The sequence below is a fragment of the Sphingorhabdus pulchriflava genome (assembly GCF_003367235.1).
GTDB classification, from domain to species: domain Bacteria; phylum Pseudomonadota; class Alphaproteobacteria; order Sphingomonadales; family Sphingomonadaceae; genus Sphingorhabdus_B; species Sphingorhabdus_B pulchriflava.
Genome location: NZ_QRGP01000001.1, coordinates 511,748 through 538,197 on the forward strand (window position 1 = coordinate 511,748; position 26,450 = coordinate 538,197).

Consider the following 26,450-nt stretch of genomic DNA (forward strand, 5'->3'; position numbering starts at 1 on the left):
GTACAGGAGAATCGATGACACGGGCTTTGCTGCAAAAGGCTGCTGACGGCTTGGTTTTGGCGTTACGTCGCGTTACGCCTGCTGATGCTGTTGTGGGTCTGGCGCTTGTATTCGCGGCGATCCAGGCGGCCCGGTTGTTCTGGGTGTTGGTCACTCCTATCGCCCCGATCGGCGATTGGCGACCCAGCGCGGTGAATGTCGTCCCGGCTTCGGAACGCGGCGCGTTATTTGGCGGTTTCGATCCCTTTTTCCGCACGGAACAGGTTTCCGCCGACACTGAGGTCGTCACTTCGTTACCGCTGACATTGTTCGGCATTCGCACCAATGAAGCATCAGGCGGGGGCTCTGCGATTATCGCAGGGGCAGATGGAGTACAGAATAGTTGGTCGGTTGGCGAAACGATCATGCCCGGCGCGACGCTGCATTCGGTTGCGTTTGATCATGTCGTCATCAGCAACAATGGCGTGTTGGAAAAAATGTATATTGATCAGTCGGTGCCGGCGGAAAATGTGACACCGAACAGCATAGAGCCGACACCCGAGCCGACCAGCGAACCAGCGGTCAAGCTTAACGCACAGACGCTCCAGCAGTCTGTTGGCCTTAATCCGCGCAACGAAGGCGGCAAAGTGACCGGTCTGGTCGTTTCGGCCAAGGATGACGGGACGATGATATCTGCAGCCGGGCTACAAAAGGGTGACGTCATCACCTCGGTCAACGGCAGACCGGTATCGGCCGCAGCCGAGCTTGCGGCGCAACTGCGCCCCGGTGCGCGCCTCACTCTCGAAATCGAACGCGGCGCGCAGAAGCTGCCGGTTGCCCTCATTCTGGAACAATGATGAAGAACAAATTCCTCGCTTTGTCGCTCGCGACACTTCTGGCTGCAACCCCGTTGCAGGCGCAGCATATCCTGAATGTTCGCGATGCCGATATCCGCGCTTTTGTGCAGGACGCCGCGCGCGTCACCGGCCAGACATTCATTGTCGATAGCCGGGTGCAAGGGAAGGTTTCGGTGGTTACCGACCGATCACTCAGCCGGTCTGAATATTTTGAGGTCTTTCTGTCGACACTGCGCGCTAATGGGCTAGTGGCGATTCCAGTGCGCGGCGGTGGCTATCGTGTCCAGCAGGCCGATGGTGCCGCAACGCAACCGACCCGGGTTGGTTCAGCGTCCGCGCCTGCCAGTCAGTTTGTCACCGAAGTGTTCCGGTTGCGCTCGATCGATGCACCAGCAGCGGTTGAAACGCTCCGCCCGCTGATCAGTCGCGAGGGATCGATTACCGCCAACCGCAACGCCAACAGCCTGGTCGTGGCGGACTATGCCGATAATATCCGCCGCATCCGCGACCTCGTCCGCCAGATCGATCGCGACAGCGCGGCTACGCAGATTGTCGCGCTCGACAATGCCGGAGCACGTGAGATCGCAAGTGCGTTGCAAGGGCTGGCGGGGCAGGGCGTCGCGGGAGAAGGAGCCCGCCCGCCTGTTACTGTTGTGCCGATAGATTCGAGCAATGCCATTGCTTTACGCGGCGATCCTACTTCGGTTTCTAGATTTGCCTCTATGGCAAAAGAGCTCGACAAGCGGGCGGAATCCGGAGCTGAAATCCGCGTCTATCAGCTCGAATATGCCAATGCTGAGACACTGCTGCCGACCATCCAGTCGCTGATCGGCGAAAACTCCGCCTCGCCGATGCCTACAGCAGCAGTGGCGCAAGGTACTCCGGCCCAATTGGGTGAGGGCGCCGCTCCATCTGCAGCATCGGCTCCGGTTTCGGTAACGGGGTCGGCCAGTGCGCTAGGTGGGCGTGGCAAGATTGTCGTCAGCCGTTATGAAGGTACCAACGCGATCATCATTGCAGCGAGCGCCGATACGCAAAAAATGCTGGGTGAACTGATCCGCCAACTCGATTCGCGCCCGCAGCAAGTCTTAGTCGAGGCAATTGTCGTCGAAATCGGCAATGATGCAGCAAAGCGGTTGGGCGTGCAGTTCCTGATTGGCGGCAAGGATGCGCCTTTTGCGGCCACCAACTATTCGAATGCCGTGCCGAGCATTTTGACCATTGGCGGTGCGATTGCAGCAGAAAAACTCGCGACACAAACGACAACGGTGAACGGCAATGTCACGACGACGACCCAGCGCAGCCCGTTGGGCGATAGTCTGCAACAGGCGGCTGCGCAGTCAATCCTGAATGCAACCGGTGGTTTTGGCGGTTTTGCGCTTGATATCGGCGCTGACGCCATTTTCGGTACGATCATCAACGCAGTCCAGAACGACACCGAATCCAATATTCTCGCGACGCCGCATATCGTGACGCTCAACAACCAAAGGGCAAAATTCCTGGTCGGGCAGGATGTGCCGATCACCACAGGTGAAGCGCTGTCGGACAATTTCGATAACGCCTTCCGTACGGTGCAGCGCAAGGAAGTGGGCATCAAGCTAGAGGTCTTGCCGCAGGTCAACCAATTTGGAGAGGTCAAACTTTTCGTCAAACAGGAAGTGTCGAGCGTTGCTGGTCCGGTTTCCAACCGATCATCAGACCTGATTTTCAACAAGCGCGAGTTCGAAACGACATTGACTGTCGGCGATGGCCAGATCCTCGCAATTGGCGGGCTGCTCAACGATGATGAGCGCCGTACCATTGAGAGAATCCCTTTGCTGTCCGACATACCGATCCTCGGTGAGTTGTTCAAATCGAAGAGCCGGACACGGCGCAAGACCAATCTGACGGTGTTCATCCGGCCCACCATCATTCGCAGCCGGGCGGATGGCGATGCCCATACTGCCCGCCGATATGACTATGTGCGCGGGCTGCAGCTTGATCGTAATCCGGATATGGAACCTTCTATCGACCAGCTTTTCCGTGACTATATGGGGGCGCCGCTGCCGGTCGCGCCGACGCTGGAACCCGGCGACACGCTCGTCGGTGCCTCGGCGGATCGGACCCGCCCGGAAGAAGGTCAGATTCAGCTGCTTCCTGAAGCCGAGGTTAAGCCATGAAGATCGGGCGCGGATCCGGTGAAGATACCCAGCCAGATAGCGGGCCGATACCACTCGACCTGCCCTACGCCTTTGCCAAATCGCGCGGCGTCGTTTTGCTAAAACGCGAAGACGGGCGGCTGCAGGTGGCGATGCGGGCAGGTGCTGACCCCGCCGACCTGCTCGAGGTCCGCCGTTATCTCGCCATGCCTTTCGATGTCGAGATAGCCGAGCCCGCCGATTTCGACCGCCATCTCTCGGACCATTATGCGATGGATGGAACCGCTGCGGCAATGGCTGGGTCGATCGAGGCGGGCAATGCCGATGATGATCTGCTGGTGTCAGGCCTACCCAGTGCAGACGATCTGCTCGACAGTGCCGACGACGCGCCGGTCATCCGCCTGATCAACGGAATCATTGCCGAAGCGATCCGGCAGGGCGTGTCCGATATCCATATCGAACCGTATGAGTCTGGGCTTGTGGTGCGCATGCGGCAGGACGGAGTGCTGCAGGAAAGGCTGCGCATGCCGCCGCATGTTGCGCCGGTTGTCGTCAGTCGTATCAAGGTGATGGCGCGACTTGATATAGCCGAACGGCGCGTGCCGCAGGACGGCCGCATCAGCCTGACGCTCGGCGGCAAGCAGGTCGACGTCCGTGTATCGACCTTGCCCAGCCGCGTCGGCGAACGCGTGGTGCTGCGTATCCTTGATAAGGACAGCGCCTTCATCTCGCTCGACCTGCTCGGGATGTCAGACAATGCGCGTGCGGTTATTTCGGCTGCACTGGCCGAACCCAATGGCATCATCCTCGTTACGGGCCCTACCGGATCGGGTAAGACGACCAGCCTCTATGCCTGTCTAAAGCAGTTGAATGACGGCAAGCGTAACATCCTGACCGTCGAAGACCCGGTCGAATATGCCTTTGACGGTATTGGTCAAACACAGGTCAACGCCAAGGTCGGGATGACCTTCGCGGCCGGATTGCGCGCCATTCTCCGTCAGGACCCCGATGTGGTGATGGTCGGCGAAATCCGCGACCGCGAGACGGCGGAGATCGCGGTGCAAGCGGCGCTCACAGGCCACCTCGTTCTCTCTACGGTGCACACCAATGACGCGATCGGCGCGATAACGCGCATGCGCGATTTCAAGATCGAACCGTTTCTGCTTGCCTCGACGCTGCGCGCGGTGATTGCGCAGCGGCTGGTGCGGCGGTTGTGCCCTGATTGCCGAGAACCGGTACAGGCGGAAGCAGGTGCTGCGGCGCTGCTCGGGCTCGATGCTGGCAGTGTGATTTACCGTCCGGTCGGCTGCGAAAAATGCGGTGGCAGTGGCTATCAGGGACGTATCGGCGTATTCGAAGCAATCAAGGTCGACGACACCGTCCGTCGCTATATCGGCAATGGCGGCGATGAAGCGATCATCGCGCGTCATGTCTTTGCCAACAGCCCGAACCTGGCCGCCGCCGCCCGCCGTCTTGTCCGTGACGGAGAGACGACCGCGGAAGAAGCCGTGCGTATCATGCGTTCGGAGGCGACCGCTGATGCCTGATTTTGCCTGGCGTGCGATCGATGTGGAAGGCCGCGAGAAACGCGGACGCATTGCTGCCGCCAATGATCAGATTGTGCGTGATCGCCTGGTGCAGCAGCGACTACATGTCGTCGCTGTAGAGCCTGCAGCACCCAAACCGACAGTGTCGGCTGGATTGCCCAAGATTCTGCAACGCACGCCGAAACTGCGCCTGAAGCAATTAACGCTGTTCACGCGCCAACTTTCCTCGCTGGTGCAGGTGTCACCGCTCGAGGAGGCATTGCGCACCGCAAGCCTGCAAACCGAGTCCCAGTCGGCGCGTATCATTTTGGGCAATGTCCATTCCGGTATCGTGGAAGGCCAAAGGTTATCCGAAGCGATGCGGCGCGAAGAGACGAGTTTCCCCCCAATGTACCGTGCGATGGTATCTGCAGGGGAAAGCTCCGGCGCGTTACCGGAAATCCTGCTGCGGTTGGCAAACCTGCTCGAGCGACGCGCGGCGATCAACAGCAAGCTGCTTTCGGCGCTTGCCTATCCGATCATATTGACGCTCGTGGCGCTGCTCGTTGTATCCGGGCTGATGATTTCTGTCGTCCCGCGCGTGGTTGAACAGTTTGACGATGTGAACCAGCAACTGCCGACGATCACGCGCATCGTCATCGGCCTCTCGTCATTCCTCGCGAGTTACTGGTGGGCCCTGTTGCTATTGCTTGGCCTCGTCGCAGTCGCGGCCACGGCTGCATTGCGTCGCGAACATATCCGGCTGCGTTTTGACAGCTTCCTGCTGCGCATTCCCGTCATTGGCCGCCTGATCCGCGATCTCAATGCAGCCCGGCTGGCGCGTACATTGTCGACCATGGTGTCAAGCCGCTTGCCGTTGCTCGATGGCCTGCGCCTGACGCGCGACACCGTCGGCAACCGCGCGCTGCGTGTCGCGAACGACCTGATGATCGAACAGGTGCGCACTGGCGGCAGTCTTTCGGGTGCGATGCGTACCGCCGGCGTTTTTCCGCCGCTGCTCGTTTACCTGACCGCGAGCGGCGAAAGCTCGGGCCAGCTGGAATTGATGCTAGAACGCGCCGCCGATTATCTCGAACGCGAGTTCGACAATTTCACCACGACTGCGCTGTCGCTGCTCGAGCCGCTGATCATTGTGGCGATGGGCGGCATTGTCGCTGTCATCATCCTGTCGATCCTTCTGCCTATCCTTCAACTGCAAAATCTAGCGGGGCTATGACCATGATTTCACGCAAACTCCTCTGGAACCTGTTTACCGACATGATGTTGCCCGACCTGCAGTTTCGTAACGCGCACAATCGCAAAGCTGCGATAAAGCCCAGGGCCAATGGATTCACATTGACCGAAATGCTGGTCACGCTTTTCATTCTCGGCCTTGTGACCACGGTGGTTGTCATCAATGTGTTGCCCAATCAGGACAAGGCGATGGTCGCCAAGGCCAAGGCCGATGTCTCGACGCTTTCACAGGCGATGGAGAGCTACCGGCTCGACAATATGACCTATCCATCGGCGAGCGAAGGGCTTCAGGCACTGGTCACACCACCAGCTGCGGCTGGATCCTCGGCACGACCCGGCTATATCAAGAAGCTGCCCAGCGACCCCTGGGGGCGCCCCTATCAATATGCAAATCCGGGCCGCAATGGCGCGTTCGATGTCTATTCGCTAGGCGCCGACGGCGCGCCCGGTGGCGATAATGAAAATGCCGATATCTATTCCGACTAAGCATAAACCTGCACCCAACGGCTTCACGCTGGTCGAAATGCTGGTAGTGATCTTTTTGCTGGGTCTCGCTTCAGCGGCCGTGGTGCTGATGCTCCCGGGCGGCGACAGCGCCGCGCGGAATGATGCTGAGCGATTGGCTGCACGCATCGCGGCGGCACGCGACGAAGCGGTCTTGCAGGCGCGCCCGGTTGTGTTTTGGACGCGTGCTTCGGGCTATGGGTTCGAACAGCGTTTCGACGGGCAATGGCGTGCCCATCCGGATCCCGCATTCAAGCCGCGCAATTTTGAAAACGGCACGCGTATATTGGGTGCATCGCAGAACCGCATCTTGTTTGACGCCACCGGTCTGCCTTCTTCGCCTGCAAAAATCGAACTGACCAATGGCGAAGGCAGCAGCCTTGTGTCCGTCAGCGCATCGGGGGAGGTTGCCGTTGCGCGCTGATCGCCCTGCACAGAATGGCTTCACTCTGATCGAGGTTGTCGTCGCGCTGGCTGTCTTCAGCCTCGCGGCGTTGGCGTTGATCAAGCTCTCCGCATTTTCGATGCGCACAGGCGGCGACGTGGTCGCGCACGAACTGGCGTGGCAAGTGGCGCGCAATCGTGCGGTAGAAATCATCTCCGATCCCGCCATGCCCGCGCTGGGCGAGAGTCAGGGAAGCGAAGCCAATGGCGGGCAGGTTTTCGCATGGAAGCAGATCGCCAAACAGACCGGTGATGACCGGTTTGTGCGCATCGACATATTGGTCAATGGACAGGCGGGCGGGCGAGCCGCGCTGACCATCGCAAAGCAGCGGCCCTGATTTCGATGGCTCACTCCGGTTCACCTATCCGCAACGGCTTTACGCTCGTTGAAATGCTCGTAGCTCTGTTCGTCTTCGGGCTGATTTCGGCAGCGGGTGTGACAATGCTGCGCACCACGGCGGACAGCCAGATACAGTTGCGCGACAAGCTGGGTGAGCGGGCGACGCTCAGCCGCCTGTCGAACCTGATTGAAGCCGACCTGGCGCAGGCTGTGCCAAGACCAGCACGGATCGAGGGTGGCTCTTCGCGTCCTGCCTTTGAGAGCGGAGACGGCCAGCTCTTTACTTTCAGCCGGATCGGCGCTGCACCGGATGCTGTTTCCGCTCAGCCCACGCTTGCGCGCATCGCCTATCGGTTTGACGGCGGCAAGCTGGTGCGCAGTGCTTCGACCCATGCCGACGGGGCACGCGGTGGCAACGACGCAGTGCTAATCGATGGACTGCGGCAAGCTACGATACGCCTGCGCGAGGCAAATGGCGGTTGGCGTGACGACTGGACAGCGGTTGAGGCCGCGATATTACCGCGCGCGCTGGAACTTGTGCTGACGACCAAAGATGGCAGGGACTATCGTATGCTATATCTGGTTGGCGCAAACAGTGGCCCTGCCAAGATTCAAGGTGAGGATGCCGAAAATGGCGAAGCCATTTAACACTCCCCCAAACGAGCGCGGGGCCGCCTTGTTGACGGTCCTTTTGCTCGTTGCCGTAATGGCGGTAATCTCTGCGACCGCGCTCGACCGACTGCGCCTCTCGACACGGCTGGCGGTAAACGGTGCTGCGATGGCGCAAGCGCGCGCCTACAGCCTCGCCGCCGAAGGCATTGCAACTGCGCGTATTGAGGATTTGCTGCAGCGTGATGCGGCGCAATTGACCAATGACGGCAACTGGCTCGATCGTCCGATACCGGTGCCTGTCGATAGAGGCCAGGCAACGGTGCAATTGAGCGACGGGCAGAATTGCTTTAATCTCAACAGCCTTGTCGCAGGTAAGGACAGTGAATTTTCGGCCAGCCCGATCGGGATGCAGCAGTTTACCAAGCTGATGGAGTTGCTTGGCATAGCCTCGAACGATGCGATCATCATCTCAGAGTCAACGGCCGACTGGCTTGATAGCGACACCAACGCACTGCCCTCTGGAGCGGAAGACAGCTACTATGGTGGCCAGAACGAACCCCATCTCGCAGCCAACCGGCTGTTCATTGACCGGGGCGAGTTGAAGGCGGTGCGCGGAATGACACCGGCCTATTATGCGCGCTTGCGTCCCTGGATTTGCGCCTTGCCGGTGGCCGAACCGGTCAAGCTCAACGCCAACACTTTGGCGCCGGACAGAGCGATCCTGCTCTCGGCGTTGCTCGATGGCAAAATTTTGCCTGCTCAGGCCAAGGCTCTTCTCGCTATCCGGCCAGCAAGCGGCTATGGCAGCGCGATCAAATTCTGGGCGATGCCGCAACTCGCGGGAACGGAAATTCCGGCAAATATTCAGGGTCAGGTGGGTGTGACGAGCAATTGGTTCTTTCTGCAAAGCAGAGTGTCGGCAGAGACAATCGAGCTTGAGAGCCACGCGTTGTTGCAGGCAACCGACATGCCGGTGCGCGTGCTGTGGCGTAGTTGGGGAGATGCTGGATGAACAGGCTCGCGCTAATCGTCCTGTTTCCTGACTATCAGGCCGAAGCCCTCCAGCTATGGTCACTAACCGAGGATGGACTGGTCCCGGACGAAACGCCCGTTGGTGAAGGCCAAGGCCTGCCAGTGATCGCGCTTGTAGCGCCCGAACATGTTGTGGTCCGCTGGCATGAATATGACGGGCTGGCGTCGCGGCAGGCTGAGGCGGCGGCGCGACTGGATGCCGCTTCGGCTTCGATCAACGCCGCTGCACTCCATGTTGCGGCGCAAGAGCGTAATGGCGCGGTGGTTTCGGGGAGCATGGATAGCGTCGTCTTCGCCCGCGGGCTGGATCGGCTGAAGGTCGGCGGCATTGATCCCGATCATGTCTGGCCGCTTGGGCTTGTCCTCCCTGCCGACGCTGAACACATTGTCCGCGCCGATTTGGGCGATGCGATTACCCTGCGTTCGGGGACGCACATGTTTCCAGACGAACCGGCTTTAACCGCTTTGATATCTGGCGAACGACCGGTCCACGAAATCAGCCAGTCCGAACTCGCTGGATATTTGCGCGCAGCAATTTCCGAACCGCCTCTCGATTTGCGTTCAGGTCGCTTTGCAAAAAAGAACGCCCGCAAGGGATTGGATCGTAACAAGCTAAAGCTTGCCGCAGTCATCTTTGCTGTCGGACTGCTATGCAGTTTGCTGTTGGCGTTGGTCACCTGGTTCAAAGTCGACCGCGCTATCGCACGGGAAGACGAAAGGGCATTGATCGCGGCGCGTAAGATTGTACCGGGTATCAACAGTGCCGCCGAGGCGACTGTTAAAATTGAACAAATGCTCGGCTCGCGCGGTGGTGGACAACGGGCTTTCACCATCCCCGCATCGGCCTTATGGCGCTCATTGCAGCAAGCCGAGGGGGCCAGTCTGCGCGATTTGCGCTACGGTTCGGACAAGCTGCTGTCGGCTACAGTGACGGCGGCTACCGTCGATCCGGTCAACCGGCTGCTGCTCGACCTGCAAAGGCAGGGCTATAAGGTGACCGCAACGCCGCGACAGGAAGCAAATGGTATTACGGCCGTGGCCATCACGGTGAGGGCACCATGATCGATAAACTGGCAATCTGGTTCGAAGCGCTGTCGCTGCGTGAGAAAATACTGGTTGGCGTGGCGGCTTTCTTGTCTTTGCTGTTGGCAGCAATCTACGGAATCTACTTCCCGCTCACGACCTCAATCTACGAAAAGAGGGTGGAGTATCGCGAGGCGCTTGAAAGGCGGGTTGCGATTGAGGCTATGGTGACGCAGGCGAACCAGAAGCAAAATGTTGCAGTGGTCGCCACCATCTCTAGTCCGTTGGAGCAGGTGGTAAACCAGCGCGCAACCGAAGCGGGTTTCACCCTCGAAAAGGCTGATGCCGCAGGCAATGGTCGTGTCAGCATTACAATGGCACAGGCCCGGCCTGCCGCCCTTATGAAATGGCTAGCCCAACTTGAACTTGATGGCATCGTTGCTGACCAGATTGAGGTGAAGGCGGGAAGCGCGGGCACGGTTTCGGTCAATGCGACACTGGCGAGAGGCGTACAATGAGGCCATCACGGCGCTTTTATTATGCCGCGGCTACGTTGTTCGCGATCGCGGCGATTGCCTTGATGCCTCTGCGCTGGATCGTCGGAGCATCCATTCCGGAGAAATCGATGCTCGCAGCATCGGGGGCAGACGGCACAATCTGGTCGGGCCGCGTCTATGACGTGCAGCTGGGGAAGCTGGGCATCGGCACATTGGACGCCGGTATTCAACCGCTGGCCCTATTCCTAGGCCGGGGCGGTTTCTGGTTCGAGCAACCGGCGACTGCAGGGCTGCCAGGCTTTCGGGGTCAAGTCTCCAAGGGCCTTGGCAGTGTTTCTGCAGAAGGATGGAATGGCAGCGTTCCGGTGGCCGAAATCCTGCCCGGTTTCCCGACGGCGCAGCTTGAATTTGACAATGTCTCGGTATCCTATTCGGCCGGCAAATGTCGCACGGCAAGTGGCAGCGTTCGGCTAAAGCCCGAAGGCCCCTTATTTGCGGCGCTTGGTGTCGACGCGGGGTTGATGGGCCGGGTGCGGTGTGAGGCGGGCGATCTGTTGCTGCCGCTGGCCAGCGCATCTGCAATGGAACGGGTGGAGCTGCGCATATCGGCTGACGGTCGTTACCGCGCAACGGTGCAACTGCAACAGCCCGGCGCGGAAATTGCGCCGATGCTTTCGCTGGCTGGATTTGCGCCTATCGCCGGCGGCTACCGCAAATCGGGTAAGGGCCGGTTCTGGTAGAGCAGGGCAGCCTATTGCAGCTCCTCGCATCATTGGGTTCGCCGACACTTGCAATGCTCGCTGCCGTGGTCGGGGCGATCATCGGCAGTTATATCGGAGTGCTGGTACTGCGATGGCCAGCGGGTGAACCAACGGTTAGCGGACGTTCGCGCTGCGATACTTGCCAGCGCCAACTGGCATGGTTTGATCTGGTACCTTTATTTTCGTTTCTGATCCTGCGGGGCAGGTGCCGATATTGCAAAGCTGTGATCGACCCCGTGCAGGCATTTGCCGAGTGGGCAGGCGCGATCCTTTGCGGGCTGGCTTTTCACCTTTTACCTATCGAGAGCGCGGCCGTTTGCGCGCTTTTGTTTCTGATGCTGTTGCCGCTGGCACTGCTTGACGCACGCCATTTCTGGTTGCCCGACCGCTTGGTCATCGCTCTGGCGCTGCTTGGCCTGCTGCTCGGCGGAATACCATCAGGCGGTGTCGAGCTGACGATGCGCCTATTGGCTGCCGCATTGGCATTTGTTGCGCTCGAAAGCCTCCGCCGATTGTTCCGCAATGTTCGGGGTAGAGAGGGGATGGGGGCTGGCGATCCCAAATTGTTCGCAGCTCTCGCGCTGTGGCTATCGCCTTACGATATGCCGCTGCTAATCCTGATAGCGTCGACACTGGGGATAGCACTCGCCCTGTTCACAGTAGCCAGAAGGCGGTCGATGCAGCAAATGCCATTCGGTTCGCTGCTGGCCGCTGCTGTTGTGGTTTTGGTGTTGGTTCGTCTTTAGCAACTAGCCTGTTTGAATTTCGACTGGTGTCGTCGCACATGATGCTACCGCGTCTGTCAGCGCGTCGACAAACTGGTCACAGCATTTCTCCCAGTCAAAGCTGGCGCCCAGTTCTGCAGCGGCCTTTCGCGACGCGCCCTGTGCCTTGACGATAGCGGCGGACAGCGAGACATCCAGCGCGCCTGCGGCCTGATCCATCTGGTCATAGATGCCGCGCGAAGAAGGCCCCAATATGTCGATCGGCCCTTGCACGGGGAACGCAGCCACCGGCACACCACAGGCCAAAGCTTCAATCAAGACGAGTCCGAATGTGTCAGTCAGGCTGGGGAAGACGAAGACATCGGCGCTGCAATAAGCGCGCGCGAGTTGTTCGCCGTGCAGCGCGCCGAGGAAAAACGCTTCTGGAAACTGTTCGCGCAAATCGGCCAGTGCAGGGCCGTCACCGACTATGATCTTTGTGCCCGCGACGGCAGCACCAAGAAATGCCCCGATATTCTTCTCGGGCGCCACCCGCCCCACATAGAGCAATAACGGCCGCGGCAGGTGCGCCAGTTCTTCGAGCGGATCATGTCCGGGATGAAACAACTCGCGATCGATTCCGCGTGACCACAACTTGGTCTGGCTGATACCGCGCTGCGCAAGCTCATCCATCAACCGATAGGTCGAAACCAGTACGCCCTTTGAAGGCTTGTGAAAGCGCCGCATAATCGGCCAGAAGCGGTCGGGCGACAAGCCAGTGCGTACGGCTGCATAATCCGGAAAACGTGTATGAAAGGCTGTGGTGAAGGGCACATTGTTGGCGATGCACCAGGACCGGGCGGCCCATCCGATCGGCCCTTCGGTGACGATGTGGACAATGTCCGGCTGGTAGCGGCGCAGCGTGCGGCGGACGCCAAATCGCGGCGCAACAGCCAAGCGGATTTCGCTATAACCTGGAGTGGGAACAGTGATGAACTGGTCGGGCGAGATCAGCTCGATTTCATAACCCCGGCGTTGCAGGATTGAGACGGTGGTCGCAAGGCTGCGCACGACGCCATTGGTCTGCGGGAACCATGCGTCGGTGGCGATAGCGATTCTCATCCTACTGCCTGCATTTGCGGCTGTTTTGCTCTGGCACGGTGCATTTCAGACCAGTCGAGGATCGTCATGGTGCCATCGAATGCCTCGACCAATGCGGTGCAGCTTTCAACCCAGTCGCCGTCATTATAATAGGTAACATCGCCGATCTGTCGGATCTCTGCGCAATGGATATGGCCGCATACGACTCCGTCAACGCCACGCTCGGCTGCTTCACGAGCGACGGCATCCTCGAATGCACACACATATTGCACCGCATTTTTGACGCGCTTCTTGAGATAGGAGGACAGCGACCAATAGGGCATCCCCAGCCGCTTGCGGATCGCGTTCAGCCAGACATTGGCGCGCAGCATCAGCGTGTAGGCCTGATCGCCCAGAAAGGCGAGCCAGCGGGCGTAGAGTACGACACCGTCAAACGCATCACCATGCGTGATCAGCAGGCGTTTGCCGTCCGCTGTTTCGTGGATGGCTTCCTGCGCGAGCGTGATGCCGCCAAAGCTGAAACCGGCATAGTCGCGCAACATTTCGTCATGATTGCCGACGATGAATACCACGCGTGTTCCTTTGTGCGCGATTTTCAGGATGCGGCGGACGACTTCATTATGGCTGTCAGGCCAATACCAGCCCTTTTTCAGCCGCCAGCCGTCGATGATGTCACCCACCAGATAGAGTGTTTCACACTCGACCGAATGGAGAAAATCGAGCAGCAATTCTGCATTGCAGCCTTTTGTACCCAGATGGATATCCGAGATCCAGATGGTGCGATATTTGCTCTTGGGCCTGAAACTTCGGGGTTCGGGGTGGTTGATCCAGTCGGGCGGTGCAATCGCCGTTGCTTTGTCGATAATCAGATCGGTGGCAGCATTTCGTAGCAAAGTCCGCGCTCCCTGTATTGGCTGGGACGCTGTGCTCTTACACGCGGACTGTTACGCGCGGGGGGCGAGGTGATGACGGTACAGGGACAATTTGGTTGCGGCTTTGTTTCAAATAGCGGTTCAGGGGATCTCAAACACATAGCCGATAGGACGGACCGTGCGGATCACCTCGGGCGCACCAACTTTTTTGAACGCACGGCGCAGGCGTCCGATCCATACATCAACCGTCCGGTTTTCTATCTCGTCGAGTGGCTTACCCGACAGCTGAATAAGATCTTCGCGTGAAAAAACCTTGTCAGGGCTATTTGCGAAATGCAGCAGTAGCTGAAATTCATTCGGGGCCAGATTGACGCGCTGTCCCTTATATTTCACCCGATAGGCTTGCGGCTCAACCACCACGTCGCCTAATTCAATCCTTTCAGCAGTGTCAGAGGGCATGACATGCGATGCACCATGCTCGATACGCCGTAACACCTCTTCAGGCGACAACAGCCCGACGACATAATCGTCAGCGCCGGCCTGCATGGCTCGCACCAGCATATCCTTGTCGGCCTGATCGAAAACCATCGTGATGGTAGATTTCTGCGTGACCGGGTCGGCGCGTAACCGTCTGCACATTTCCAGCCCGGAAATTTCTGGCAGAATGAAATCGACAAAGCACCAGATATCACCGCCTGATTCCAGTGCAGGCACGGTTGATCCAATGGCAACCAGTGCAATATTTGGCCGCGCCCGTTGCAATTCGACAAACAGCGAAGGGTTCTGTGAAGTGAACAGAACTGTCTTCGATCCGGTCATGGCATAAAATCCGCAGGTCTGAGTTAAATCCTAACTGCAACCTTCAAATGACAGAATCGTGACTCTTTGTGTTCAGGAGCTTCAAACGCGCATTTTGGGACTGAACGGCTATTTTCAGCGCAGCGCGACGCCGAGTTTGTCTGCCAGCATCGGGGCGATGCTACGCATGTCGATCTCGCCAAGATTTTTGCCTGCGGTGATGCCTTGGCCCATGATCAGGAAGGAAGACCGCATATTGCCGCCCGACTGGAAATAGCCATGCGTGCCTTTGCTGCCCGATGCCGAGACCAAGGGCGCATCTTTACCTTTGAAGCCGCCTCCATAAGCACCGAATTCAAAATTGACGTAGAAACTGGCCTTGGGATTACCCCCCCTGCGCGCGATTTCCTTGCGATCTGCAATCGCCGCGATCCGGTTTGCCGGATCGGATCTAAGCTTTTTGAGCAGGGCTTCGACGCGCGCGACCAATGCTTCATCGTCAGGGTCAGCCAGCATGATGGCGCTCGAACCGCCGGAGTTCCAAGGGGCGGCCTGCCACTCTTTGATTTTGCCGTCAGCTCCCAGCTTCATCAGCCCGGCATCGATAAAGGCGCGGTAGAGGTTAATCTCGGTTGTAGTCGTGGCAAAGCCATGATCTGACGCGATCGCGATCACCGCATCCGGATGCACTTTCAGTTGGGCAGCCACCAATTTGCCCACAATGGCGTCGATGCGTTCGAGTATATGGTGCGCGTCTTTTGTATCCGGACCTTTTTCATGCTGTTCATGATCTAGTGCAGTGAAATAAGCGGTCATGAAATCTGGTTTTTCCGCGAGAATCAACGCCTCGGCAAAGTGCGCTCGGTTTTCGTCACCCGCGATGCTCTCATCAATACCCTGCGCATAAGCAATGCCTAGCGACGACTCCAGCCTGTCTACCAATCCAGGCGTTGCCAGCACCTTCATCAGCTTGACATCATCCTCATGACCGGTGCGCCAGATTTGCGGCAGGTTATAGCGGATGGAGGTTTGCCCGACGGTAACGGGCCAGTGAACATTGGCGGTTTTCAAGCCTGCTTTCGCGGCGGCATCCCACAATGTAGGCGCCTTGAAATCACTGGCATACCAGTACCAGCCCGACTGATTGATCTGCATCGGATCAAAGCCGGTATTGCCGATAATGCCATGCTCGGCGGGGCTCACGCCTGTCACCAATGTCGCGTGGCTGGGATAGGTCACCGAAGGCAGCACGCCGGTGACGCCGCTGGCGTAGCTGCCTTCTTTGACGAAACGTTTCAAATTAGGAATGTTGATGCCCCGCTTTTCGGCTTCGATCACATCGGCGGGTTGCAACCCATCGATAGAGATTAAAAGCACGGGTTCGGCTTGACTGGCGGCAGGAACAAGCGCAGCCAGCGCGACGATCAAGCGGGGCATCCTGCGCATCAGAAACCGACCTTGGCAGTCACAAAGAACTGCTGCGGCGCGCCGGCAAGCAGGGTCTGGTTATCACCGCTATTGCCAAAGCCGTTCGACCCGATGGTCGAAACATAGCGCTTGTCGAACAAGTTGGTTGCATTGAGTTGAACCTCGATCGGCTTACGCATACCCATGTCAAAGCGATAGCCGAGCGTTGCATCGACGAGCACGCGGCTGCCGACCGACTGGTCATTGGTGTAGGTGAAATACCGCTTGCTCATATAATTGGCACCGATGCGGCCAAAGAGACTGTCGCTGTCATACGCGATTTCGCCCTTCAGCATATGCTTTGGCGTATCGACGACGTTCCTACCCTTGATCGGAACGATCGTGGGTGTGACGCCGGGGATTACCACATTGTCGCGATAGGTGGCGTCGTTGTAGCTATAGGATGCAAATAGCGTCAGCCCGCCGCCGAGGCGCACATCGCCAGCTGCTTCGAAACCGAGCGAACGCACCGAGCCCACATTTTGCTGGATTGAAGGGTTGCCGACGATACCGGGACCGGTGGGGATGCCGAGCAGGCGGTTGCGGAAGTTGACATAATAGACGCCCAATACGCCGTTAAAGGTCGCATTGTTGAAACGGGCACCCAACTCGTAAGTATCCGACTCTTCGGGCTTCAAACCGCGCGCGCGGAGAGCGTTAAAGCCAGCCTGTGTGGTCGAGAAGGGACCGCTGGTCGCCGAGGATACGAAGGCGCGCGTGGCCTGTGTAAATCCGCCGAAAACCTCTGCATTGCTGCTGAGCTTATAGGCAACACCGGCGTGCGGCTGGAACCAGTCACGCGACTTGATCTTGCCCGCAGCAAGCGAGCCCTGAACGCGGGGATCGGCCTCATTATTGACCTGAAAGCCTTTCCAGCCAAGGTTGATCGTCAGATCACCCATGCTGATCTTGTCCTGCACATGATATTGCAGCGTGTCGGTGTTGAAATCGAACAGCCATTGCGTGAAGAACGGGTTGCGCAGGAATTTTGTGTGATCGAGGCCCGGAGTGGTCAGGCTTTGATAGGCGTAGAAACGGCGGGCCTGGGTGAAGTCGTTATGCTCGTACCAGCCGCCAACGCTGATCGTGTGATCACCAACTTCGGCCTCAAGTGATCCGAACACGCCGCCGCGCTGGATGTCATATTCTGTGGTACGCGCCGACATCGGAACGCCGTTGGGGCTGGGAACATAAGGTGTGCCCCATGTGCCCTGACCGGTATTGTCGTGGTAATAGGCCTTGATCTTAAAGGTCACGCCCTCGTCCAGCGGGGCCGTCAAGCCATAGGCCGCAAGCGTATCCTTACGGAGGCCCGAGGCATCATAATAGCTGTCGTCCAGATTGTTGATCGGGGCGACGAAAACACCCTGCGCTGCGGCGATGGCCTTTGCATAATCCGGGAAATAATTGTCATGATCATAACCCAGACGGCGGATCATCTCGAGCGACAGATCCTGATAATCCTGCTCGGCGCGGTCCGAATAGCTGAAATAGGCATCAAATTCGGCTTGGCCCACCGGAATGATCGCCTTGGCGTTGATCATCCAGTTGCGCTGGTCACCGCCGCCCTTCCATTTTTCGGCATTGTGATAGGTGCCCGAGATAAAACCGCGAATGCCATCGCTCTCGCCAAAATTGACGCGGGCAAATGCGCGGATAGTGTTTTCCGATCCATAGGTCAGATTGGCATCGGCGCCAAAACCTTCGGTCGGGTCATAGGAAAAGAACTCGAGCGTGCCGCCGAGATTGTTGGTCGATTGCGTGCCGATTGAACCGGCGCCCTGCGAAACGCGTGTGATGCCGATATTTTCCGGCGCAATCGCGCGGCCAATGTGCAGGCCGTTATTGTTGCCGTAGGTTGAATCGCCAAGCGGTATGCCATCAAGCGTGTAGCCGAGCTGGTTCTGGTTGAAGCCCCGGATCGTTACGCGGCTCGACCATTCATAGGTGCCGAACGGGTCAGCCGACTGGAAATTGACGCTGGGTAGCTTTTCGATCGCCTTGAGCGGGCTGGTACCGGGCGCGAGGATCGTGACATCCTCGGTCTTGAGTTCTTGTACCTGACGGGTCTGGCCTTGGCCGAAGACGACAATCTCGCCCTCTGCAGTTGCTTCATTAGCGGCGGGTGCTGTTTGCTGGGCGAATGCCGGCGCTGAAACTAGCGCCGAAGTCGAAAGCAGGAAGAGAGTGACGATACGCATGGTTTTCCCTCGCAGTTGTTATTGCGAGGCGCGCATTAGGCGCGTGCTGTTGCGATTCGGCGTTGGAATCGTGACAGTTTGGCTAAGGCTTAAAGATAGTAAAATGACAACGGCCATTGCCGTCACCGCATTTTCTCCAGTTTCATCGCTATACTGTTCTACAGATTTGTGAACGCAGCCGACGCTGGGCAGCTTCGCTGAAACGCAGCGATTGGTGCAGGGCGAACGGCAGCTTAGCTGCGCCGTGGATCGATGACAATCATGCGCCGTTGTGGGTCCTGGCCAATGGCCGACTTCGCATCGAGCGCACCGACAAAGCCACGACGCATGTAAGGACGCAAATCAAAAGAATGAGTGGCGCGCCCTGCAGGAGTCGAACCTGCGACCTCAAGATTAGAAGTCTCGCGCTCTATCCAGCTGAGCTAAGGGCGCGCGCTGGGTGCGCAATAACCACTTTGCGCGATGCTGCAAAGCGGGATATGGCAGCGGTATGAGTAATCGAGCAATAGAAGCGCATAGTGCCGCCGAAATGACTGGACGGCATTTCCGATACTATGACTTTGTAATGGCGGCATTCGTTGCGGTGTTGCTGCTGTCCAATGTAATTGGTGCCGCCAAACCCGCTGTGATAGAAATTGGCGGTGAGCCGTGGGTTTTCGGTGCTGGTATTCTCTTTTTCCCGCTCGGCTATGTCATCGGCGATGTGCTGACCGAAGTGTACGGATATGCGCGTGCGCGTCGTGTGATCTGGGCCGGGTTTGCGGGCCTGATATTCATGGCCTTCATGAGCTGGGTGGTCGTCAGCCTGCCGCCCGCTGAGGGCTGGGAAGGTCAAGCCGCCTATGAAAGTGTGTTTGGGCAGGTGCCGCGCATCGTTTTCGCTTCTATCGTGGCATTTTGGGCAGGTGAGTTCGTCAACAGCTATGTAATGGCGCGGATGAAGATCTGGACCCAGGGGCGGCATCTCTGGTCGCGCACCATTGGATCAACCTTTGTAGGACAGGGCGTCGACAGTCTAATTTTCTATCCCTTGGCGTTTTGGGGCGTGTGGGAGAATGAGGCGGTTATCATGGTGATGATCACCAATTGGGGGCTCAAAGTGTTATGGGAAGTTGTGTTGACACCCGTCACTTATGCCGTTGTTGGCTGGCTTAAGCGCAAGGAAGGCGTAGACCTGTTTGACGAGGGCACCAACTTTACACCCTTCAAAACACAGGTCTGACCCGCATGTTTTTCGGTTATACCCCGCTGGATTTCCAGCAGTTCAAAATGGTTGCGCTTGATGCAACCGGCCTCGCCAAGGATGCACTGCATATTTATGCTGGGATGGCGTTGTTTCTCACGATGCGGCTGCTTTGGCGCTGGCGAGGGGGCTGGGTCTTGGCCTGGTTAGCGGTGCTCGCTATGGCTTGCACGGTCGAATGGATCGATATGAAAGCGGAAGGCGCCGCAAATGCACTGCAGCCTGATGCCGCACATTGGCACGATATCTGGAACACGATGTTCTGGCCGTCGGTCTTATTGCTGGTCGGGCGCTGGTTGCAGCCCAAGTCTAAAGCCCACACGCCGTTATCAGGCGATCTCGCGGATCAGCCCTTCGAAGAGCCGCCGCCCGTCTGATCCGCCCTGAACCGCCTCGATCATCCGTTCGGGGTGGGGCATCATGCCGAGTACGTTGCCGGCGTCATTGAGGATTCCAGCGATATTGCGTGCGGAACCATTGACCTTTTCGGCATAGCGAAATGCCACCTGGCCTTCGCCTTCAATTCGGTCGAGCGTTGCTTTATCGGCGAAATAATTTCCGTCATGATGCGCCACAGGGATCGTAATTTCCTCACCCTCCTGATAGCGGCTGGTAAAGATCGACTGGCTGTTTTCAACTGTGAGTTTCACTTCGCGGCAAACAAAACGGATGCCTGCATTGCGCATCAAAGCACCCGGCAACAAACCCGCTTCGGTCAGTATCTGAAAGCCGTTGCAAACGCCCAGAACGGGAACCCCGCGTCCCGCCGCGGCGATAACTGCCTGCATCACTGGCGAGCGCGCAGCCATCGCGCCAGAGCGCAAATAGTCGCCATAGGAAAAGCCGCCCGGTACCGCGATCAGATCCAGATTGGCAGGCAGCTCGGTTTCGCGGTGCCAGACCAATGATGTTTGCGCTCCGGTAACCTCGCTGATGGCAACGGCCATGTCACGATCGCAATTGGAACCCGGGAACTGGATGACTGCTGCGCGCATAGCGTTCAGCCTTTCTGTTCAATCTCGAAATTTTCGATCACCATATTGGCCAGCAATTTGCGGCACATATCCTCAAGCTCGGTTTGGGAAAGGCCGGGCTCATGGTCTATTTCGATCAATCGTCCCGCGCGCACATCGTTGACACCTTTAAATCCCAAACCTTCAAGCGCGTGGTGAATAGCTTTTCCCTGAGGGTCCAAAACGCCATTTTTCAGGGTGACGAAGACTCGGGTTTTCATGTGTGTTGCCTTGATGGGAGCGTTACAGCGTCCCTATAGTCGCCGAAGTTTCTGACACAAGGGGTAGGATAGGGTTAATTTGCGCCAATCTTGTTTATCAACCCTGTTCTTACCACCCAGTATTTAGCTTCGTTCGATTCACAGACCCGTCGGGTGTGGTTCGGAGGTTGCAAAATGGTCGGTTTGGCTACTGCAATTTTTGTGAGTGTGTTCGGATTTGGTAATGCCATATTCGGTTGGAGCGAACACACGCTTCACGAAGTGCAACTGGGGCTATTTCTTTCTTTCGTTCTGGGTGTCTTGTGCGGCTATAAAACAAAGGGTTGATCTCAATCTCCCGTCGAATCCGCCGCTTTCGGTATGACCCTGAACGTATAACTTCTGTCCTTTACCAAATAGCGCTTCGCGACTTCCCACACATCCGTCGATGTAATTGTGCGGAACTGGCTTTCATTCTCCCGGAATCTTTGTAGCCGGTCAGGGGCGGTCTGTGCTTCGTCGACGATGCCGATCCAGGTCGGGTTCCGCTTTCGCCAATCGGCAAATTTCTCCAGCGTCGGCTTGCGCGCGCGCTCGAAAAGGTCGTGCGATACAGGGGTGGAGAGGATTTCGTCGATCACGGCATCGACCGACGACTCAATCTTTTCAAGGTCTTTCACATCCCCATTTGTGGAGATGCTGAACATGCCGCGACCCTTGTAGACATCCGACATATCGGAACTGGTCGACGCACCATAGGTTGCACCCAGATTTTCGCGCAACTCATCGAGCAGGCGAATTTGCAAAATGTCGGCCAGCAATGATAAGGTCTGCTCCAACCGGAAATCGCCGTCGTCGGTTGTCGGCCATACCCGGCGCCATGCCAGTTGGTTGGCTTCTCCGCGATGCAGCAACGTGTGGACCCCATAGGCTTCGGCAAACCGGCTTGCACGCGCTGCTGTATAGTCTTCGCGGTTGCTCCTGCGCTGTGGCAGCGCACCGAAAGTGCGCGCAACCGCTTCGATTGCGGCTTGTTCATCAAGATCTCCAACCAGCCCGATTTCGATCTGCCCGGCGCCTAGTTTGTCGCCGAGCGCCAACTTCAAGCCAGCAAAGTCAGCCGCCTCCAATTTTTCCAGCGGCGGCAATACGAAGCGGGGATCATTATCCGTCATGACCCGCGCTTGGCCGAATGAAAGCGCCGCGCCCGGCGTCGCATCGAGCCGGCGATAAAATTCGGGCAGCGGTTTTTTGAACAACCGCACGGCTTCGTCGCGATAGCCCGGGTCAGTAATCAACGCTGCCAACAGCTGCAATTGCTTGTCCAGATCCTTGCCAACAATGCTGCCCTGGCCACCGAAATAGTCGGTTGCAGTTGAAAAGGCAGCGGTCGCCGTTGAGCCTGAAAGAACCGATCGAAGGTCATCAATATCATATTTTCCTAGGCCACCGCCGACATAGGCTCCGTCCATCAGCATCGCCAAGGATTGCTGGTCCGGGGCAAAAGATAGCCTCCCACCATCAATTCGCATTGACCAGCGGATGCGGTCTTTCTCGAAATCGGTGCGCTTCAGGTTGAGCATTACGCCATTGGCGAAGCGGACTGTGCGAATGCCAAGGTCGTCGATGCGCTTGTCTTCAACAACCGAGCCGGGAATGCCGAAGTCGGTATAGCTCCATTCAACATCGACGCGGGTTGCGGGCGGCGAAACGGCAGTCGCGCGGCTTTGTTCGAACGCCCTGAGCAGATCTGTGGCTTTTGCGCCGCCAGCATCGCGCGTCGACAGGAAAATCTGCGGGCGTTCCAACTGACTGTACCATTTGGCGAACTCGCGTGAGACCTGATCCGCCGTCATAAAGGGACGCAACTGCTTCCAAAGCCGTAGCCGATAGTCGGCAGCGGTGACAATGTCGTCGTCGAGATTCGACAATTCAGCTGCAAAGGTGCCGCTACCGGTTGTGGCTTCACTGGCAACGGCATTCGCAAATGCGGCGTCGAAGTGGCGTAACTGTTCGGCGATTTCCTGATCGTTAAAACCATATTCAACGGCTTGCCTAACCAGTTGCTCTGCTATGGGTAGCACGGTCTTCCAGCTGCCATCCTTCCCCGAAACCGATAGTCCGACACGGGCATGCTGGTCGCAAAAGCCGGCAGCAAAAGCGAGGCCGGTGCCTAGAAGCGGAATGTCTTCCTTCCGCTGTTTTCGGTTGATGCGATCGGATAGGATCGATCCCGCAATCCGCATGCGCAGATCCAGTATCGCGCGATTAAAGGTGTCGGGGCGTTTCTGGTCGGCGATGATTTGTTCGATGTTGAGTGCTTCCGACGTTTCCGGATGTACGAAAATATCCGCGCCCGCCGGCCGTTCATTGTCAAAGCTGCAACGGTCGATCTCCCCCAGTGCCTTTCCGCTTCCTTGCCACGATCCAAATTGGCGGACCAACTCGCGCTCCATTTCAACCGGATCGACGGGGCCGACGATCACAATCTTGGTGCGATCAGGGACATACCAATGACGGTACAATGCCTTCATTTTCTCCGCACCGGTATTTTGCAGCACGTCCAATTTTCCGATGGGATAGCGCGTTGCATAAAAACTTCCCGGATAGAGCAGGTTGTTTGCCGCCCTGTTCCGCTGAAAATTGAAGTTTTCCCTATCGCGCATTTCCGCAATGACGACACCGCGTTCCCGATCAACCGCATCTGCGGAAAACAGTATTTCGCTGGCGGTTTCGCGCATCAGGAAAAGGGATTGCCGGATTAATGCGGGGTCCGCTTTGGGCAGGTCGAGCTTGTACTGGGTGCGGGTGTAGCCCGTTGATGCGTTGGTATCTGCGCCAAATGAAAGCCCCAGCCGTTCCAGCATTCGCACCATTTCACCCTCGGGAACATTGGTGCTGCCATTAAACGCCATATGTTCGATGAAATGTGCCAGACCTTGCTCGTCGTCAGCCTCGGCTGCGGAGCCAAAGTCGAGTGTCATACGGATCAGGACCTGATTTTGCGGACGCTCGTTGCGCCGAATGGCATAGCGCAAGCCATTTGGCAGTACGCCATAAATGATGCGCGGATCGGCTTCGAGGTCGCTTGTCTCGCTATTCCACGGCGCGGTCCGCGTCACGCCTGCGACTTCAGGGCTTTTCGCCTGAACAGAAACCGGAAGCGCAAAAATCAGCGCAAATGCGATACCAAAACTGCTTTTCCCCATGCGCCCGTTATCGCCGCTTTGGCGTCAATGGCAACTGTCGTTGATCGAAATCATTTGCCCTTTCGCAGGCGGTGAGTGACCATATCAAGAACTGCCCCTTCGCCTTCCTCGGGCATCAGGCCAAGACGACGTGCGACTTCCTGATAGGCTTCGGCTTCCCCGCCCAGATCGCGGCGGAACCGGTCCTTGTCGAGCTTTTCACCGGTTTCGATGTCCCACAAGCGGCAGCCATCCGGGCTGATTTCGTCCGCCAAAATGATGCGGCTGAAATCACCGTCATACAGGCGACCGAATTCCAACTTGAAATCGATCAGACGGATACCGATTGCAGCAAACATACCGCACATGAAATCATTGATGCGGATCGCCATTGAGGAGATGTCCTGCATCTCCTCCTGGCTGGCCCAGCCGAAGCAGGCGATATGCTCTTCGGCAACCAGCGGGTCACCAAGACTGTCGTCCTTGTAGCAATATTCGAGCAGCGTGTGGGGCAGGGGCGTGCCTTCTTCTATCCCCAGCCGCTTCGACAAGGTGCCGGCGGCAACATTGCGAACGATGACTTCGATCGGAACGATCTCGACCTGCCGGATCAACTGCTCGCGCATGTTCAGACGGCGAATGAAGTGCGTTGGAATGCCGATATGCGCAAGGCGCGAAAAGACATGCTCGGAAACGCGGTTGTTGATCACGCCTTTGCCGCTGATCGTACCCTTTTTCTGGGCATTGAAGGCGGTGGCGTCATCCTTGAAATATTGGATAAGCGTACCGGGCTCTGGACCTTCGTAAAGGATCTTGGCTTTGCCCTCATAAATTTTGCGGCGGCGAGTCATTGGCGTGTCCTGTCGACGAGACGGAAATAAATCACCCCGGCAACAACGTGCCTCGCAAGCGAGGCGGGTCGCCGGGGTGTTCGAAAGCTTATATCGCAGCATGGCGGATGACGCAATTCATGTTAGGAGGATATCATGCGTTGCCAACCCGTTGCCCTTCCATCAGGCCCTTTTCCGAAACTATTGAATATACCAGAGAAAGCAGCGCTGCTTCGGTGCCGATAGACCTCAACCTTTTATTGCAAGCCTATGCGCACGGGATTTTCCCGATGGCGGATTCGCGCGATGATGATGAATCATTTTGGATCGAACCGCAGCAGCGAGCGATTCTGCCACTCGAGGGGCTTCACCTCTCATCATCACTTGCCAAAGTCATCCGGCAGGACCGCTTTCGCGTTACGACCGATTGCGCCTTTGCCGACGTCATTTTGAAATGCGCGGAAGCAACGCCTGACCGGAAAGAGACCTGGATTAATTCGGATATCGAAAAGGCTTTTCTAGAACTTGCCGATCGCGGCATGGCGCACAGCGTTGAATGTTGGTGCGATGGAGAACTGGTTGGCGGACTTTACGGTTTGTCGATGGGGCGTGCCTTTTTTGGCGAAAGCATGTTTTCGCGTGCAACTGATGCGTCGAAAGTCGCGCTGGTCTGGCTGGTGGCAAGGCTGCGGGCGGGCGGGTTCACTTTGCTCGATTGCCAATTCATGACCGACCACCTTCGGTCGTTGGGCGCTATTGAAATCACTCAGCAGCACTATCTCGAACTGCTCGATGTCGCTTTGGGGCGGGCTAAAGCGTCTCAGATATCCTGCGTAGCCTCGCCTTCGCCCGAATCAGCCGATTCTTCTGCGGCAGCAGCGGCAGCGGCGGGAGCCGCGCTGGGCGACTGGGGCGTACTCGATGACTTGCTAGGCGCTTCATCACCCGATTCCGCTTCTTCGGCAGGGGCTTCTTCTCCCGGGAAGCTCATCCTGCATTCCTTGACCCAGACGTCATAAATGGCGTGCTGCACGATGTTGGCTGACGGGTTCTCCTTGAAAAGCCAGCCCGAGAATATCTGCGCCCAGCGCTCGGCGTCATTGGTGCCGGCGGGACGCTGACGGACGATTAACTGCACAAACGCGCCTTGATCCTGATAGGTTTCCCATGGGGCGGTTTTTTCACACGCGCGGACCCGAATGACGACCTTTCCAAAGCGAACCGATTCTCCCGGTTTCACTTCGAAATCGCGGGTTTGCCCGTTGCGTTTGTTGAGCAAACCGATAACCGCCACGCGCTCGGCCATGGGCGTCCCGGGTTGTTCGCCCGAAGGTGCCGCCGGCTTGTCAGCGCTGGCCGTCGTTTTTGCCTTGGCCTTTGGTTCGGCTTGCGGCTCGCTGCTGTTGCAGCCTGTCAATATCAGCGCAGCGGACAGAGAGAGGGCAGCAAAATATCGGCTCATGCCGCGTCGGGGCTCCAGGCCTCATAATCGCCGGTGGCTGCTGCTCGGTGTCCGCCTTTTTCAATTGCGCCTTGTGGACGATAGGCGGCACGGCTGCCAGTGGGGTTGACGCTGGCTTCAATTTCAAAGCTGCGCTTTGGCGGAAGGTAACTTTCCGGTTCGCCTTCGAAAGTGCCGTGCAGCCAGCCATGCCAATCAGGATCAACCCGGCTCGCATCGTTTGCACCATTGTAAATGACCCAGCGCCGCGCACCTTCGCGTGACTGGTAATAACGGTTGCCTTGCTGGTCTTCGCCGACGAGCCTGCCATTGCGCGCGCTGTAAAGCGCTGTTCCGATGGTTGCACCATCCCACCAGGTGAAGATTTTTGCCAATATTCCCATGCGCTGCCGCTTAAGCCCTCG

26 protein-coding genes, 1 tRNA gene and 1 pseudogene are annotated in these 26,450 nt (G+C 57.7%); 16 read left to right on the top strand and 12 right to left on the bottom strand.

Features of this window, described 5'->3' with window-relative positions; genetic code table 11:
• The first annotated feature begins 14 nt into the window (after positions 1-14).
• Genes DXH95_RS02535 through DXH95_RS02595 form a run of 13 tightly spaced genes read left to right on the top strand, consistent with a single transcriptional unit; the run spans position 15 to position 11,713 of the window.
• Positions 15-836: a type II secretion system protein N gene (locus DXH95_RS02535; protein ID WP_115547885.1), complete on the top strand. Its 822-nt coding sequence runs from the start codon at positions 15-17 to the stop codon at positions 834-836.
• Complete coding sequence (gspD, locus tag DXH95_RS02540) at positions 836-2,995, top strand: type II secretion system secretin GspD (RefSeq protein WP_115549356.1); 2,160 nt, start codon at positions 836-838, stop codon at positions 2,993-2,995. The genes DXH95_RS02535 and gspD overlap by 1 nt, the downstream gene beginning before the upstream one ends.
• Positions 2,992-4,521 (top strand): type II secretion system ATPase GspE, encoded by a 1,530-nt coding sequence (gene gspE, locus DXH95_RS02545; RefSeq protein WP_115547886.1) that lies wholly within the window; start codon positions 2,992-2,994, stop codon positions 4,519-4,521. Before gspD ends, gspE begins: the two co-directional genes overlap by 4 nt.
• Positions 4,514-5,737 carry a type II secretion system inner membrane protein GspF gene (gene gspF, locus DXH95_RS02550; RefSeq protein ID WP_115547887.1) on the top strand — a complete coding sequence of 408 codons (1,224 nt, stop codon included), beginning with the start codon at positions 4,514-4,516 and terminating at the stop codon, positions 5,735-5,737. The genes gspE and gspF overlap by 8 nt, the downstream gene beginning before the upstream one ends.
• Positions 5,734-6,240 carry a type II secretion system major pseudopilin GspG gene (gspG, locus tag DXH95_RS02555; RefSeq protein ID WP_239016516.1) on the top strand — a complete coding sequence of 169 codons (507 nt, stop codon included), beginning with the start codon at positions 5,734-5,736 and terminating at the stop codon, positions 6,238-6,240. Before gspF ends, gspG begins: the two co-directional genes overlap by 4 nt.
• Positions 6,218-6,682 (top strand): GspH/FimT family pseudopilin, encoded by a 465-nt coding sequence (locus tag DXH95_RS02560; RefSeq protein ID WP_181883542.1) that lies wholly within the window; start codon positions 6,218-6,220, stop codon positions 6,680-6,682. Before gspG ends, DXH95_RS02560 begins: the two co-directional genes overlap by 23 nt.
• Positions 6,672-7,040, top strand: coding sequence for a type II secretion system minor pseudopilin GspI (gene gspI, locus DXH95_RS02565; RefSeq protein WP_239016517.1), 369 nt, complete (start codon positions 6,672-6,674; stop codon positions 7,038-7,040). Before DXH95_RS02560 ends, gspI begins: the two co-directional genes overlap by 11 nt.
• A gap of 5 nt (positions 7,041-7,045) precedes the next feature.
• Positions 7,046-7,690, top strand: a complete 645-nt coding sequence (gene gspJ, locus DXH95_RS02570; RefSeq protein WP_115547890.1) for a type II secretion system minor pseudopilin GspJ — start codon at positions 7,046-7,048, stop codon at positions 7,688-7,690.
• Positions 7,674-8,666 (top strand): type II secretion system minor pseudopilin GspK, encoded by a 993-nt coding sequence (gene gspK / locus DXH95_RS02575; RefSeq protein ID WP_181883543.1) that lies wholly within the window; start codon positions 7,674-7,676, stop codon positions 8,664-8,666. The genes gspJ and gspK overlap by 17 nt, the downstream gene beginning before the upstream one ends.
• Positions 8,663-9,748: a type II secretion system protein GspL gene (gene gspL, locus DXH95_RS02580; protein ID WP_115547892.1), complete on the top strand. Its 1,086-nt coding sequence runs from the start codon at positions 8,663-8,665 to the stop codon at positions 9,746-9,748. The genes gspK and gspL overlap by 4 nt, the downstream gene beginning before the upstream one ends.
• On the top strand, positions 9,745-10,227 hold the full coding sequence (gene gspM, locus DXH95_RS02585; protein WP_115547893.1) for a type II secretion system protein GspM: 483 nt from the start codon (positions 9,745-9,747) through the stop codon (positions 10,225-10,227). The genes gspL and gspM overlap by 4 nt, the downstream gene beginning before the upstream one ends.
• A complete protein-coding gene (gspN, locus tag DXH95_RS02590; RefSeq protein ID WP_115547894.1) occupies positions 10,224-10,946 on the top strand; it encodes a type II secretion system protein N in 723 nt (240 codons plus the stop codon). Before gspM ends, gspN begins: the two co-directional genes overlap by 4 nt.
• A gap of 14 nt (positions 10,947-10,960) precedes the next feature.
• Positions 10,961-11,713, top strand: coding sequence for a prepilin peptidase (locus tag DXH95_RS02595; protein WP_181883544.1), 753 nt, complete (start codon positions 10,961-10,963; stop codon positions 11,711-11,713).
• 3 nt (positions 11,714-11,716) lie between these two features.
• On the opposite strand, the gene DXH95_RS02600 is transcribed toward DXH95_RS02595, so the two are convergent.
• From DXH95_RS02600 to DXH95_RS02625, 6 genes are all read right to left on the bottom strand, one after another.
• Positions 11,717-12,793 (bottom strand): glycosyltransferase family 4 protein, encoded by a 1,077-nt coding sequence (locus DXH95_RS02600; protein ID WP_115547896.1) that lies wholly within the window; start codon positions 12,791-12,793, stop codon positions 11,717-11,719.
• Positions 12,790-13,665, bottom strand: a complete 876-nt coding sequence (locus DXH95_RS02605; protein ID WP_115547897.1) for a UDP-2,3-diacylglucosamine diphosphatase — start codon at positions 13,663-13,665, stop codon at positions 12,790-12,792. Before DXH95_RS02605 ends, DXH95_RS02600 begins: the two co-directional genes overlap by 4 nt.
• A 120-nt stretch (positions 13,666-13,785) precedes the next feature.
• Positions 13,786-14,463, bottom strand: coding sequence for a response regulator transcription factor (locus DXH95_RS02610; RefSeq protein ID WP_115547898.1), 678 nt, complete (start codon positions 14,461-14,463; stop codon positions 13,786-13,788).
• A gap of 114 nt (positions 14,464-14,577) precedes the next feature.
• Entirely contained in the window at positions 14,578-15,888 is a 1,311-nt protein-coding gene (locus DXH95_RS02615) for an alkaline phosphatase family protein (RefSeq protein WP_181883545.1), read from the bottom strand.
• On the bottom strand, positions 15,888-18,110 hold the full coding sequence (locus DXH95_RS02620; protein ID WP_115547899.1) for a TonB-dependent receptor: 2,223 nt from the start codon (positions 18,108-18,110) through the stop codon (positions 15,888-15,890). Before DXH95_RS02620 ends, DXH95_RS02615 begins: the two co-directional genes overlap by 1 nt.
• 355 nt (positions 18,111-18,465) lie before the next feature.
• Positions 18,466-18,542 (bottom strand) — tRNA-Arg (locus DXH95_RS02625).
• Positions 18,543-18,600: 58 nt separating this feature from the next.
• On the opposite strand from DXH95_RS02625, the gene DXH95_RS02630 reads away from it, so the two are divergent.
• Both DXH95_RS02630 and DXH95_RS02635 read left to right on the top strand, forming a co-directional pair.
• Entirely contained in the window at positions 18,601-19,332 is a 732-nt protein-coding gene (locus DXH95_RS02630) for a queuosine precursor transporter (RefSeq protein WP_115547900.1), read from the top strand.
• 5 nt (positions 19,333-19,337) lie between these two features.
• Positions 19,338-19,730: a hypothetical protein gene (locus DXH95_RS02635; protein WP_115547901.1), complete on the top strand. Its 393-nt coding sequence runs from the start codon at positions 19,338-19,340 to the stop codon at positions 19,728-19,730.
• Here the strand turns inward: DXH95_RS02635 and purQ are convergent.
• The 4 genes from purQ to purC form a co-directional block, all read right to left on the bottom strand.
• Positions 19,683-20,348 carry a phosphoribosylformylglycinamidine synthase subunit PurQ gene (gene purQ, locus DXH95_RS02640; RefSeq protein WP_115547902.1) on the bottom strand — a complete coding sequence of 222 codons (666 nt, stop codon included), beginning with the start codon at positions 20,346-20,348 and terminating at the stop codon, positions 19,683-19,685. The genes DXH95_RS02635 and purQ overlap by 48 nt on opposite strands.
• A 5-nt stretch (positions 20,349-20,353) precedes the next feature.
• The gene (gene purS / locus DXH95_RS02645) at positions 20,354-20,587 is read right to left on the bottom strand and encodes a phosphoribosylformylglycinamidine synthase subunit PurS (RefSeq protein WP_115547903.1); all 234 of its coding nucleotides are present in this window, start codon (positions 20,585-20,587) and stop codon (positions 20,354-20,356) included.
• Between the two features lie 329 nt (positions 20,588-20,916).
• The gene (locus DXH95_RS02650; protein WP_115547904.1) at positions 20,917-23,775 is read right to left on the bottom strand and encodes a M16 family metallopeptidase; all 2,859 of its coding nucleotides are present in this window, start codon (positions 23,773-23,775) and stop codon (positions 20,917-20,919) included.
• Between the two features lie 50 nt (positions 23,776-23,825).
• On the bottom strand, positions 23,826-24,605 hold the full coding sequence (gene purC, locus DXH95_RS02655; protein WP_115547905.1) for a phosphoribosylaminoimidazolesuccinocarboxamide synthase: 780 nt from the start codon (positions 24,603-24,605) through the stop codon (positions 23,826-23,828).
• 269 nt (positions 24,606-24,874) lie between these two features.
• On the opposite strand from purC, the gene aat reads away from it, so the two are divergent.
• A complete protein-coding gene (gene aat, locus DXH95_RS02660; RefSeq protein ID WP_239016518.1) occupies positions 24,875-25,603 on the top strand; it encodes a leucyl/phenylalanyl-tRNA--protein transferase in 729 nt (242 codons plus the stop codon).
• A 35-nt stretch (positions 25,604-25,638) separates the two neighbouring features.
• Here the strand turns inward: aat and DXH95_RS16350 are convergent.
• Positions 25,639-26,046, bottom strand: a pseudogene (locus tag DXH95_RS16350) (DUF2155 domain-containing protein); the annotation flags it as partial.
• Positions 26,043-26,429 (bottom strand): NADH:ubiquinone oxidoreductase subunit NDUFA12, encoded by a 387-nt coding sequence (locus tag DXH95_RS02670; RefSeq protein ID WP_115547906.1) that lies wholly within the window; start codon positions 26,427-26,429, stop codon positions 26,043-26,045. The gene DXH95_RS02670 and the pseudogene DXH95_RS16350, both read right to left, overlap by 4 nt.
• Positions 26,430-26,450 lie beyond the last annotated feature (21 nt).

Coding starts and splice junctions, on each gene's coding strand:
- gspE (WP_115547886.1), top strand. CDS start 2,992: ATGAAGATCGGGCGCGGATCCGGTGAAGATACCCAGCCAGATAGCGGG.
- aat (WP_239016518.1), top strand. CDS start 24,875: ATGGCGGATTCGCGCGATGATGATGAATCATTTTGGATCGAACCGCAG.
- DXH95_RS02670 (WP_115547906.1), bottom strand. CDS start 26,429: ATGGGAATATTGGCAAAAATCTTCACCTGGTGGGATGGTGCAACCATC.
- DXH95_RS02610 (WP_115547898.1), bottom strand. CDS start 14,463: ATGACCGGATCGAAGACAGTTCTGTTCACTTCACAGAACCCTTCGCTG.
- DXH95_RS02600 (WP_115547896.1), bottom strand. CDS start 12,793: ATGAGAATCGCTATCGCCACCGACGCATGGTTCCCGCAGACCAATGGC.
- gspK (WP_181883543.1), top strand. CDS start 7,674: ATGGCGAAGCCATTTAACACTCCCCCAAACGAGCGCGGGGCCGCCTTG.
- DXH95_RS02560 (WP_181883542.1), top strand. CDS start 6,218: ATGCCGATATCTATTCCGACTAAGCATAAACCTGCACCCAACGGCTTC.
- purS (WP_115547903.1), bottom strand. CDS start 20,587: ATGAAAACCCGAGTCTTCGTCACCCTGAAAAATGGCGTTTTGGACCCT.
- DXH95_RS02635 (WP_115547901.1), top strand. CDS start 19,338: ATGTTTTTCGGTTATACCCCGCTGGATTTCCAGCAGTTCAAAATGGTT.
- DXH95_RS02630 (WP_115547900.1), top strand. CDS start 18,601: ATGAGTAATCGAGCAATAGAAGCGCATAGTGCCGCCGAAATGACTGGA.
- gspM (WP_115547893.1), top strand. CDS start 9,745: ATGATCGATAAACTGGCAATCTGGTTCGAAGCGCTGTCGCTGCGTGAG.
- gspJ (WP_115547890.1), top strand. CDS start 7,046: ATGGCTCACTCCGGTTCACCTATCCGCAACGGCTTTACGCTCGTTGAA.
- gspN (WP_115547894.1), top strand. CDS start 10,224: ATGAGGCCATCACGGCGCTTTTATTATGCCGCGGCTACGTTGTTCGCG.
- gspG (WP_239016516.1), top strand. CDS start 5,734: ATGACCATGATTTCACGCAAACTCCTCTGGAACCTGTTTACCGACATG.
- gspD (WP_115549356.1), top strand. CDS start 836: ATGAAGAACAAATTCCTCGCTTTGTCGCTCGCGACACTTCTGGCTGCA.
- gspL (WP_115547892.1), top strand. CDS start 8,663: ATGAACAGGCTCGCGCTAATCGTCCTGTTTCCTGACTATCAGGCCGAA.
- purQ (WP_115547902.1), bottom strand. CDS start 20,348: ATGCGCGCAGCAGTCATCCAGTTCCCGGGTTCCAATTGCGATCGTGAC.
- DXH95_RS02615 (WP_181883545.1), bottom strand. CDS start 15,888: ATGCGCAGGATGCCCCGCTTGATCGTCGCGCTGGCTGCGCTTGTTCCT.
- DXH95_RS02620 (WP_115547899.1), bottom strand. CDS start 18,110: ATGCGTATCGTCACTCTCTTCCTGCTTTCGACTTCGGCGCTAGTTTCA.
- purC (WP_115547905.1), bottom strand. CDS start 24,605: ATGACTCGCCGCCGCAAAATTTATGAGGGCAAAGCCAAGATCCTTTAC.
- gspF (WP_115547887.1), top strand. CDS start 4,514: ATGCCTGATTTTGCCTGGCGTGCGATCGATGTGGAAGGCCGCGAGAAA.
- DXH95_RS02650 (WP_115547904.1), bottom strand. CDS start 23,775: ATGGGGAAAAGCAGTTTTGGTATCGCATTTGCGCTGATTTTTGCGCTT.
- DXH95_RS02535 (WP_115547885.1), top strand. CDS start 15: ATGACACGGGCTTTGCTGCAAAAGGCTGCTGACGGCTTGGTTTTGGCG.